The sequence below is a fragment of the Candidatus Korarchaeota archaeon NZ13-K genome, assembly GCA_003344655.1.
In the GTDB taxonomy this organism is placed as follows: Archaea; Korarchaeota; Korarchaeia; order Korarchaeales; family Korarchaeaceae; genus Korarchaeum.
The window spans coordinates 1-10,562 of sequence record MAIU01000035.1 but is presented as its reverse complement, the minus strand read 5'-3'; the positions used below and the strand labels follow the sequence as shown (position 1 = coordinate 10,562).

Below are 10,562 nucleotides of genomic sequence, written 5' to 3'. Positions count from 1 at the left end.
TACCTATCCCCCACATCAGCCATACCGGGATGGTTCTACGGCATACTGCTCATACTGATATTCTACAGCTACCTCCACGTGCTGCCCCCGGGCGGCATGGTCGATTATCCTCCACCCGATGAGCCCTTGGCTTATTTCCTGAGCGTGCTCAAGCACATGATACTCCCCGTCACCGCCTGGGTAGTTTCGAGCTTCTTCATAGAGATATACTACAACAGGTCCTTCTTCCTGACCTACTCCACCGAGGATTACGTCGAGGTGGCCAGGGCGAAGGGGGTCCCTCCCCAGCAGATAGAGAGGAGGTACATACTGAGACCCGCTCTACCACCGATAATAACATCGTTTGCTTTCGCCGTGGTCCTCTCCTGGAGCGGGGCCATAATAACTGAGACCGTGTTCAACTGGCCGGGCCTGGGGAGGACGTTCGCCATGGCCATAGGCTACTTCGACGTGCCGGTCATAGTTGGGATAACGGTCGTCTTCGCATACCTCATAGCGATAACAACCTTCATCCTCGAGATAGTCTACGGCATAGTCGACCCGAGGATAAGGGCGGGAGTTGAGGCCGTATGAGCGTTGAGGAATACTCGCTGAGGGGCATCCTGAGGGAGTTGTTGCGCTACAAGAGCGCAGTTGCTGGTTTCGTCATACTGGGCTTCCTAATAGCTCTCTCCCTCTACGCCATATTCCTCACACCATACTCGCGGGCCGGTGATATCTGGAACGATCAGAACATGTGGCTCGCCTATCCCAGGAACGCGGCCCCCGAGTGGTACAATCTCTTCCTTCAGAGGAAGCTGCCGCCGAGCATCCGGCTGGGGGATGGAATGCCCGGCCATGAGAGGGATGAGAGGATCGTTGAGGGGCTCAGGGTGATAAGCTGCAGGGACAGGTTCTCCTATGACTACGATGACTTCCCGACGGAGCTCGTGGTGCTCATAAACTCCACCTACTCCGAGACCCCTCCAAAGGTCAGCATCTCCTGGGTGAAGCCGAGCGGGGAGGTGCTGGATCTGGGCACCTACGCACCCAGGAATGAGTCCTACAGCATCTACGTGACGAACAACGTGATGCTTGAGGAGAGGCTGAAGGACTACGTCATAGAGAGGCTGGGTTACGAGCCCGAGTACAGCATAACAATACCTCTGGCCCTCTTCATGAACTACAGCAGGGAGCCGACTGCTATGAAGGGGAATTATGAGTTCAGGCTCAACGTGACGCTAGCTAAAGAGAGCGATACCTTCAGCTACAGGGTGCTGATACACGGGAAGGTCTATGGCATAGCCGGGACGGATGTCTACAGGAGACCCCTTGATCTGGGTATTGTCTGGGGGGCCCCAATAGCGCTCTCCTTCGGCATAGTGTCATCCGTGGCCATAACATTCGTCCAGCTCATATTCGCTGCCATAAGCGGATACTACGGTGGGAAGATAGACTCCCTGATACAGAGGCTCACCGAGATATACATGATACTCCCGTTCCTTCCGTTCCTCGTCATGATCTCCCTCCTCTACGGCCTGGACATATGGAGGCTCCTCCTGGTGGTGATATTCCTGAGCATATTCGGCACCTCCGTCAAGACCTACAGGGTCTGGGTGATGCAGCTGAAGACCTCCCCCTACGTGGAGGCTGCCTTAGCGTACGGCGCCAGCAACCTCAGGATAATAGCCCTCTACATAATTCCCAGGATCCTTCCACCGGTGGTTCCTTCCCTGGTGCTCTCGATACCCAGCTACGTCTTCCTGGAGGCAGCCCTGGCGCTCCTGGGCCTGAGCGATCCCAAGGTGGTAAGCTGGGGGAGGATAATAGAGCAGGCCTTCGCCGAGGGAGCGGTCTACAAGGGATACTACCACTGGGTCCTCATACCCTCCATCATGCTGATACTCACGGCCATAGCGTTCGCCCTCATAGGATTGGCCCTCGACAGGATAGTCAACCCCAGGCTGAGGGAGATGTGAGCATGAGCAGCATGCTGAGCGTCTCAAACCTCAAACTCTACTACAGGACGACCAAGGGTGTTGTTAAGGCCGTCGATGATGTGAGCTTCGAGCTGGAGAGAGGGAAGACGCTGGCTGTGGTCGGAGAGTCCGGATGCGGGAAGAGCTCCCTATCCAGGGCAATAATGAGGCTCCTCCCGAGGAACGTCCACACTTACGAGGGTAAGGTCACGCTCAACGGCACGGATCTGATGAGCCTGAGCGAGGAGGAATTCAGAAGGGAGATCAGGTGGAGGAGGATCTCCATGGTCTTCCAGGGGGCTCTCAATGCGCTCAATCCCGTTCTGAAGGTGGGCTACCAAGTGGCGGAGCCCCTCATGATACACCACAAGTTGGATGAGGGGGAGGCGCTGGAGAGGGCTAGGGAGATGCTGGTCAAGCTTGGGCTCGATAGAACGTTCGCTGACCGCTACCCGTTCGAGCTGAGCGGGGGGATGAAGCAGAGGGTTGTGATAGCGATGGCCCTAATAACGAACCCTGAGCTGGTGATACTCGATGAACCCACATCGGCCCTGGATGTGATAACGCAGGCGAACATAATGAACATGCTCAAGGAGCTGAAGAGGGACAGGGGGCAGACCTTCATCTTCATAACCCACGATATAAGCGTGGCCAGCGAGCTCGCTGATGAGGTGGCCACTATGTACGCTGGCCAGATTGTGGAGATAGCCCCCGCGGATACGTTCTATGACAACCCACTGCATCCCTACACACAGAAGCTGATGAGGAGCGTCCCCACGCTGAGGAGGGAGAAGACGCTGGAGTCAATACCGGGCGCCCCTCCGAACCTGATAAACCCACCTCCAGGATGCAGGTTCCATCCAAGGTGCGATAGGGCGATGGAGATATGCAAGAGGGAGGATCCACCGATGTTCGAGAGGGATCACATGGTCAAGTGTTGGTTATACAGGTGAGAGCATGCTCCTGAAGGTGGAGAAGCTGAGGAAGTGGTTCCCCATCAAGAAGGGAATGTTCGGAAAGACAATGTACGTTAGAGCGGTGGAGAACGTCAGCTTCGAGCTGGAGAGGGGAGAGGCAGTATCCCTGGTCGGGGAGTCGGGTAGCGGGAAGACCACGCTGGGCAAGACGCTGCTCAGGCTCTACAGGCCGGATGGCGGCAGGATAATCTTCGATGGAAGGGACATAACTGATTTGGACGGCAAGGACCTGCTCTGGTACAGGAGGGAGACCGGGATCGTGCAGCAGGATCCCTATGGATCGATAGCACCTCACTTCACGATCTACAAGACTTTGGAGGAACCTCTGATAGTTCAGAGAATTGGAAACAAGGAGGAGAGGAGGGAGATCATCTACAACATCCTGAGGGAGGTGAGGCTCCCGCCGGAGGAGTTCGCATTCAAGTACCCGCACATGCTGAGCGGGGGCCAGCTTCAGAGGGTAGCGATAGCCAGGGCCATGATATTGAACCCCAAGCTGATAGTAGCGGATGAGCCCGTCTCCATGCTTGATGCCTCGGTCAGGGTGGAGATACTGAACCTATTCGCCGAGCTTCAGAGGGCCCATAGGATGAGTGTGATCTACATAACTCACGACCTCTCAACCACCAGGTACTTCTCCGAGAAGATATTCATAATGTACGCTGGCCACATAGTCGAGAGGGCCCCGACGCGTGAGATCCTGAGCAACCCACTGCATCCCTACACCAGGGCCCTCTTCAACGCCATACCGGATCCGGACCCCGAGAACAGGCTGAGGCTGAGGGAGGTCCCACCTGGGGAGCCCCCGAGCCTCATAAACCCGCCATCCGGATGCAGGTTCAAGCCGAGGTGCCCCATAGCCACGAGCAAGTGCGATGAGGAGCCCCCTGAGTTTGAGGTGTTCGCGGGCCACTTCGTGAAGTGCTGGTATCCGAAATGAGGCTCAGGATTCTCCTGGTTGGTTTCCTCCTCTTCCTGATCTCCTTTTCATTCGGGATTGGAGCGATGTACTATGAATCGCCCAGGCTGATGGTGGATGAGAGCTTCTCCCTGAGGCGGGGGGCCACCATCTCCTTCGACCTTCACCCCTCACCGGGGGGCTCGGTGCGGTACGATGTCTCCTGCCGCTCCGAGGGACCCCTAGCGGTGACGCTCAGCTTCCTGGATGAGGGTGGAGGCTTGCTATCCAGAGTTGAGCTCTCCGGTAACGGGAGCCTGCAATCCGAGGACAGTAAGAGGTTCGTCAGTGGACCCAGCGAGGTGGCCCTGAGGCTGCTGCTGGCTGAAGAGGCCAGCTGCCGCCTGAGGCTCTACTATCCGTCCTTCGATGAGAGGATCCTCCTGCTCATGGTCCTCATCCAGCTCATCACATCCCTGTTGGCCATATCCATCATAGTCTCCTACTACCTCGGGATCAGGGGAAGGGGTCGGAGCCGGATAGAGCCTCAGGGTGTCGAAGATTGCCAGATGATCATCCACCGAAACCCTGAGGTTTCTTCAGAATGATCCTAGTGCTTGGGAATGCATAAAAAGTAGTTGGATACGGGCCGTTAGGGATGCTGGCGAGAGGGGTGAGCGCATGTCCCTGGACAGGGTGGCCGACGCGCTGATGAGCAGGGGGTTCCTCATAAAGAGGAGGAGCGATGGGAGGATAGAGGCCGAGCTGGGCGAGGAGAAGGTGATAATAGACCCCCTCTCCGGGGCCTGGATCTACATGAGGGGGGAGGGAAAGGGGATATTCGCCAAGGCCTTCTTCTCCCTGGAGGGGATCATAGAGAAAATGGAGAGCCTGCGAGGCTGAGCCAACCCTGCCCTCAAACAACCTCTCCCCTTATGAATGCCTCAACCATTTCCCTGGCCACGTAATCCGGGAACTGCTTCGGTGGATGCTTGAAGAAGTAGGCCGAGACACCCACCAGGGGTCCCCCGATCCCCCTGTCCATTGCCAGCTTGACGGCCCTTATCGCATCAAGCGCCACGCCAGCTGCGTTGGGCGAGTCCATGACGCTCAGCTTCACGTCAAGGTATATCTTGAAGCCGCCGAACTGCTCGGCCTCCATGTGGAGGTACATGACCTTCCTGTCCCCCAGGAAGGGCACGTAATCGCTCGGCCCCACCCTGGCGCTTATCTGGTAAGGAACCATGCTGGTCACCGCCTCCGTCTTGCTCACCCTCTTCGATGTCAGCCTGGACTCCTCTATCATGTTCAGGAAGTCCATGTTCCCCCCTATGTTCAGCTGATACGTGTTGGTTATCCTCAGCCCCCTGTCGACGAAGAGCCTGGCCAGCGTCCTGTGGACTATCGTGGCCCCCACCTGGCTCTTGAAGTCGTCCCCGGCCGCTGGAATCCCCCTCTCCTCGAAGAGCTTTCCCCACTGAGGATCGCTCACTATGAACTCCGGTATGCCGTTGATGAACCCGACTCCGGCCTCCAGAGATGCCCTAGCGTAGAACCTGCTGGCCTCATAGCTGCCAACCGGTATCAGATTCACCAGAACATCGGCTCCGCTCTCCCTGAGGACGTCAACGACGTCAACTGGCGGCTGGGAGTCGTCGACCTTGAAGCCCTCACCGTACCTGAAGTCCATCATGTGAGGCGCCACCCCGTCGAGCACGGGACCCTTCATCACCTCCACCCCCAACCTGGGGACGTCTGCGAACTTCTCCAGGACATTGGGCCTCGAGAATATCGCCTCCGATAGATCCTTTCCCACCTTCCTAGCGTCCACATCGAACGCAGCCACGAACTCTATGTCCGAGATGTGATACGGACCGAACCTGGTGTGCATTATTCCCGGAGCCCAGCCATCATCCGGAAGGTCTCTGTACTTGAAAACGCCCTGAACAATAGCCGATGCGACATTCCCTATGCCGGCCAAGGCCACCCTAACCTTCATTCTCTCACCAGCTGCCCATCGATCGCACGAGAGGATATAAAAGGTTACGTTGATCTTGAACTCAAAATTCGCCAGTATTCTGCAAGAATAACACCGGAGTGGTACATTTAGAAATTTCATTTACATGATATTCCGAAATTTCTTGTATTATTTTTACAATATTTGACTGAATATCATGAAATCCTCACATATTCCCAGACTATGAGGCAACAAACTTGCTTCATGCGTGCCGCGCTCGCGCATTAATTCGTGAATGAACGCTTCCCACAAAATTTTCATTGAGTCACCCCAAGTCCCGATCACACCACGGCTATCGCCGAGGCGCCTGCGATTGCCCTAAGCCAGCGGCATCCACCTATGAGCCTCCGGAGAGGATCCATTTTTAAGGATGCCTTCGCGCTCACACGGTGGTTCGGGTGAACAGGGAGGACTTCTACATAGTGACGGGAAGGGAGATCAGGGAGGGGAAGGTCACCGATATCTACTTCCTCAGGACCATGGAGGTGCTGAGAGCCAAGGGCTTAGCGGATAAGAGGGTGGTCATGGAGGTCGCGGCGAGATCCCTGCCTGGCAAGGCCAGATGGGGAATACTGGCCGGGGTTGAGGAAGTGGCCGAGCTCCTGAGGGGCAGGGATGTGGATGTTTACTCACTCCCGGACGGAAGTCTCTTCAGGCCCTGGACTCCCGTGATGAGGATAGAGGGGCCCTACTCGGAGTTCGGGATCCTCGAGACCTCCATACTCGGGTTCCTCAGCAGCCTGTCCGGGGTGGCGACGGCCGCCGCTAGGGTGAAGATGGCCGCGGGAGATAAGACCGTCGTTAACTTCGGGATAAGGAGGCAGCACCCGGCTGTCAGCCTCGCCTTCGAGAAGGCCGGCCTGATAGGCGGCCTGGACGGTTCCTCGGGCATACTCGTTGGGAGCCTTGGGTTCAGACCGGTGGGGACGATGCCTCACGCCATGATAATACTCTTCGGCGATCAGGTGCTCGCCTGGAGGTCCTTCGATGAGGTGATGCCTGATGACGTCCCGAGGATAGCCCTGGTGGATACCTTCTATGATGAGAAGACCGAGGCGTTGATGGCCGCCGAGGCCCTCGGGGAGAGACTGGAGGGCGTCAGGCTCGATACCCCGAGCTCCAGGAGGGGAGACATGGCAGAGATAGTGAGGGAGGTCAGGTGGGAGCTCGATCTCAGGGGGTTCAGGCACGTCAAGATATTCGTCTCAGGGGGCCTGAATGAGTATACAGTGAAGGAGCTCTCCGAGGCTGGCGCCGACGCCTTCGGTGTCGGCTCCCACATAATAGGAGCGAGACCCGTGGACTTCGGCATGGACATAGTTGAGGTGGAGGGAAGGCCTATAGCAAAGAGGGGGATAAGGAGCGGAGCCAAGGACCTTTACATATGCGAGGACCACCTGACTTACGAGACCGTGAGCAGGGGTGAGGTGCCCAGGTGCGGCGAGTGCGGGAGGGAGATGAGGTACGCTTACCTCAAGGCCGTCGATGGGGGGGAGGTGAGGTATCGCATAGAGGACCTCGGGGAGTTGAACAGGAGGACCAAGGAGCTCCTCAGGAAGCTGAGGGATCTCGGGGAGACCATCTAGCCTATTTTCCCTCAATTGATACCCCCACTCTCGAGACCTTGACCGGAAAGGCCATCTTGGGTGACGTCAGGCTCCTGGCTATACCCTCAGGGTCCTCGTGCAGTATGACGACGCAGCCCCCTCCTCCGGCGCCCGACAGCTTGGCCCCCAGCGCCCCCTTCATCCTGGCCTCCCAGACTATCCTCTCTATGGACCAGCTGCTCACGCCCAACGAGTAGAGCAGACCCTGATTCATGTTCATCAGGGATCCCAGCGTCCGGAGGTCCCCCGCTTCTAGGGCCCTCCTGCCCTCCCTCACGAGATCCGCTATCGCCCCCACCAGCCTCTCATGAACATTTGGAAACTTCTCCCGCATTCCTGAGACCAGTTGAACCATTTCCCTCGTCCTGCTTGGCTCCCCGGTGCAGGCCAGGGCGAGGGGAACCTCCATGTACCCCAGGCTGGACGCCACCATCTCCCCATCGCGCCAGTCCACCCATATGACCCCTCCCAGGACGGCGCAGGCCGGTCCCGTCTTGCTCGCCCTCCCGTGTATGATCCTCTCGAAGGTGTAAACGGCCTCAAGAAGCTCGGATGCGCTCAACCCTAGGTTGAAGAGTCCGTCTATCGACTTGGAGATTGCCGCGGATACTGAGGCCGAGGAGGCCATCCCGCTGCTCACGGGCACCTCCGATCTGACCCTCAGGCGTATACCGCTCTCTATCCCGTACCTCCTCAGGAGCTCCTTCAGACCCTCGGCCAGCTTCAATAGCTCCTCGTTGTACTCCAGGATCCTTCCATTGATCTCCCTGTAAGTTCCGAGCTCGCACTCTATCGAAAGCTCACCCTTTGGTGCCTTGGAGACCTCCGCATGGGCCCTCCTGTCCACGCTAAGGGCAAGGGCTGGGGAGCCGTAGAGCACCGCATGCTCCCCGAGCAGGAAGGCCTGGGAGGGCGCAGATGCCCTCACTTCCCAATCCTCGGCTCCCATTTCCAACCACAGCGGGGGTTGTGGATGACGCTTTTAAGCTTTGGAGCAGCGCTCCCGCGCACCCGTGAGGCCGTTCAGCGGGACCTGCTGACCGCAGCGCTAGGGGAGTCCCACTTCAAGCAATATCTCTCCCTAACCGGCTTGGAGCGGCCTGAAGCTGCCCTCTTGGAGGTCGATGGATGGACGGCGGGGGTGGGACTCGAACCCACGACCCCCCGGTTAACAGCCGGGTGCTCTACCTGGCTGAGCTACCCCGCCACGGAACGGGGAGGGCGGAGGGCATTATAAACTTTTCTGGAAAGTGGTCCGCTTGAGCCCATCGAGGATGAAGCTGCCTCAATGCGCCGGGCCTTCCGCACCTCCTTCACGAGGATTCCATCTTTCAGATCGAAATGTGCTCATACAATCGCGGATCTCCCAGCAAATGCTCAGCTCTCTAGCTCACGCCGTTTGCTCCCTGGGGACGCCTTCCTCTCTCTCAAGCCTCTCCCTAAGTATTGCGATGATGTCTGACCTTATGGAGGAGACCTCCTTATGTAGCATTATCACGTACTGCGACAGATCATCTACTCTCTTGCTTATACCATCTATCTTCGCGTTGAGCTTCTCGTCAAGAGAATTGATCCTGATGATGAGTCCTCTCTCAACCTCATCCATCCTGGCGTTGAGCTTCTCGTCAAGAGCGTCGATCCTGGCGTTGAGCCTCCTATCCAGCTCGTCGATCCTGGCATTGAGTCCCTTCTCAACCTCATCGATCCTTGCATTGAGCTTCTTATCGACATCATCCACCCTGGCGTTGAGCTTCTCGTCAAGAGAATTGATCCTGATGATGAGTCCTCTCTCAACCTCATCCATCCTTGCGTTGAGCCTCCTATCCAGCTCGTCAATCTTGCTTTCAGTGAAGGACCTGAAGTCGTTGAGCCTCCTGGTTATCTGATCCAGAAGCAGCACCATCACATCATAATCACTCAGCTTCTTCCCCTCAGCTAACTTCTTAGCTATCCTCCCGAGGGCCTGCTTCAGCGCCTCCTCCAGGAGAGACCCCGCTATTGCCTCAGACAATGACCTCCCTCACTTAAGTCAGTGACCCGAGTTTCAATAAAAAGCTTGACATCCGCCCTCAACCTACCCCGCTGAGCAACTCCTGCGTTCTTGGACCGTGTGAGCTCACGATTGGGGATCCGCGGGATTCTGCGAGCTGCTCCCCGACCGGTCTCGAGAAGGGTAAAAAGGGCAACCTCCTCCATCTAGCGTATGGAGATATCCCTGCTCGGTGGAGTGGGAGAGATAGGCGGCAACAGGATCATGATCAGGTCGGAGGATGATGTGATATTCTTGGACTACGGGAAGAACTTCCTCAGGGAGGAAGAGTTCTTTCAGAGACCCTTCATGTCCCCTGCCTTCGAGGAGGACTACCTGAAGACCAGGCTCGTTAGTAAGATCGAGGGGATTGGCGCTGAACGGCTCAGGGGGATCTTCCTGAGCCATGCCCATCAGGACCACTGGGGTTACTTGAACATGCTCCCCGCGGGTTCCAGGGTCTTCATAGGTGAGGCAGCGAAGGCGGTGATAGACGCCAACATCGAGCTGGGTTACGCTGAGGAGCTCCCCCTTGAGTTCCGCACTTTCAGGACCGGAGATCTGATAGAGGTCGGTGGGCTCTCCGTGACCCCGATTCATGTCGATCATTCCATCCCCGGCTCCTACGGCTTCCTGATCGAGTGCCGCGGGAGGAAGGTGGCTTACACCGGAGACCTGAGGATCCACGGTCCAAGGAGGGACATGACCCTCGATTTCATTAGCAGGGCCTCCTCTGAGGGGGTTGATGTGCTGATAATGGAGGCCACCAAGATCGCCCCGGAGAACGATCCCGAGGGCTCACTGCTTAGGCTCCTGGAGGGGAGGATGCTCTACAGGTGGGGTGTCGCGCCCCCGAAGAGGATAGGGTTCGAGGTCTCGAGCGAGGAGGACGTCTCCGAGAGGATAGTGTCCTTAACTGAGGGTTCTGATTCCCTGATCTTGGTTGAGGTGTCCTCATCGGATGCTGATAGGATAAGGAGCATCTCTCATGTTGCCAGGAGGCTGGGGAGGACCTTGATCATGGATGAGCGCGTCGCATTCATGAGCGAGGCCCTGTCATCGTTAGGAATTCAGGG

11 protein-coding genes and 1 tRNA gene are annotated in these 10,562 nt (G+C 57.2%); 8 read left to right on the top strand and 4 right to left on the bottom strand.

Annotated elements, in window-relative coordinates; translation table 11 throughout:
- The 6 genes from BA066_04830 to BA066_04805 form a co-directional block, all read left to right on the top strand.
- The coding region (locus BA066_04830; GenBank protein RDD53372.1) for an ABC transporter permease at positions 1-573 on the top strand (573 nt) is incomplete at its 5' end.
- A complete protein-coding gene (locus BA066_04825) occupies positions 570-1,958 on the top strand; it encodes an ABC transporter permease (protein ID RDD53371.1) in 1,389 nt (462 codons plus the stop codon). The genes BA066_04830 and BA066_04825, both read left to right, overlap by 4 nt.
- A 2-nt stretch (positions 1,959-1,960) precedes the next feature.
- Positions 1,961-2,911 carry an ABC transporter ATP-binding protein gene (locus BA066_04820; protein RDD53370.1) on the top strand — a complete coding sequence of 317 codons (951 nt, stop codon included), beginning with the start codon at positions 1,961-1,963 and terminating at the stop codon, positions 2,909-2,911.
- A 4-nt stretch (positions 2,912-2,915) separates the two neighbouring features.
- Positions 2,916-3,875 carry an ABC transporter ATP-binding protein gene (locus BA066_04815; GenBank protein ID RDD53369.1) on the top strand — a complete coding sequence of 320 codons (960 nt, stop codon included), beginning with the start codon at positions 2,916-2,918 and terminating at the stop codon, positions 3,873-3,875.
- Positions 3,872-4,441, top strand: a complete 570-nt coding sequence (locus tag BA066_04810; protein RDD53368.1) for a hypothetical protein — start codon at positions 3,872-3,874, stop codon at positions 4,439-4,441. The genes BA066_04815 and BA066_04810 overlap by 4 nt, the downstream gene beginning before the upstream one ends.
- A 73-nt stretch (positions 4,442-4,514) precedes the next feature.
- On the top strand, positions 4,515-4,736 hold the full coding sequence (locus BA066_04805; GenBank protein RDD53367.1) for a hypothetical protein: 222 nt from the start codon (positions 4,515-4,517) through the stop codon (positions 4,734-4,736).
- Between the two features lie 13 nt (positions 4,737-4,749).
- Here BA066_04805 and BA066_04800 read toward each other — a convergent pair whose 3' ends face one another.
- On the bottom strand, positions 4,750-5,832 hold the full coding sequence (locus BA066_04800; GenBank protein ID RDD53366.1) for an inositol-3-phosphate synthase: 1,083 nt from the start codon (positions 5,830-5,832) through the stop codon (positions 4,750-4,752).
- A 416-nt stretch (positions 5,833-6,248) separates the two neighbouring features.
- Here BA066_04800 and BA066_04795 point away from each other — a divergent pair, with 416 nt between their 5' ends.
- Complete coding sequence (locus BA066_04795; protein ID RDD53365.1) at positions 6,249-7,436, top strand: nicotinate phosphoribosyltransferase; 1,188 nt, start codon at positions 6,249-6,251, stop codon at positions 7,434-7,436.
- A gap of 1 nt (position 7,437) precedes the next feature.
- Here BA066_04795 and mvk read toward each other — a convergent pair whose 3' ends face one another.
- The 3 genes from mvk to BA066_04780 form a co-directional block, all read right to left on the bottom strand.
- Positions 7,438-8,406 (bottom strand): mevalonate kinase, encoded by a 969-nt coding sequence (gene mvk, locus BA066_04790; GenBank protein ID RDD53364.1) that lies wholly within the window; start codon positions 8,404-8,406, stop codon positions 7,438-7,440.
- 184 nt (positions 8,407-8,590) lie between these two features.
- Positions 8,591-8,664 (bottom strand) — tRNA-Asn (locus BA066_04785).
- 183 nt (positions 8,665-8,847) lie between these two features.
- A complete protein-coding gene (locus BA066_04780) occupies positions 8,848-9,468 on the bottom strand; it encodes a hypothetical protein (GenBank protein ID RDD53363.1) in 621 nt (206 codons plus the stop codon).
- 192 nt (positions 9,469-9,660) lie between these two features.
- Between BA066_04780 and BA066_04775 the strand changes: the two genes are divergently transcribed.
- Positions 9,661-10,562 (top strand): MBL fold metallo-hydrolase (locus tag BA066_04775; protein ID RDD53362.1); only part of this gene is annotated, 902 nt, incomplete at its 3' end.

Coding starts and splice junctions, on each gene's coding strand:
- BA066_04800 (RDD53366.1), bottom strand. CDS start 5,832: ATGAAGGTTAGGGTGGCCTTGGCCGGCATAGGGAATGTCGCATCGGCT.
- BA066_04825 (RDD53371.1), top strand. CDS start 570: ATGAGCGTTGAGGAATACTCGCTGAGGGGCATCCTGAGGGAGTTGTTG.
- BA066_04805 (RDD53367.1), top strand. CDS start 4,515: ATGTCCCTGGACAGGGTGGCCGACGCGCTGATGAGCAGGGGGTTCCTC.
- BA066_04820 (RDD53370.1), top strand. CDS start 1,961: ATGAGCAGCATGCTGAGCGTCTCAAACCTCAAACTCTACTACAGGACG.
- mvk (RDD53364.1), bottom strand. CDS start 8,406: ATGGGAGCCGAGGATTGGGAAGTGAGGGCATCTGCGCCCTCCCAGGCC.
- BA066_04810 (RDD53368.1), top strand. CDS start 3,872: ATGAGGCTCAGGATTCTCCTGGTTGGTTTCCTCCTCTTCCTGATCTCC.
- BA066_04815 (RDD53369.1), top strand. CDS start 2,916: ATGCTCCTGAAGGTGGAGAAGCTGAGGAAGTGGTTCCCCATCAAGAAG.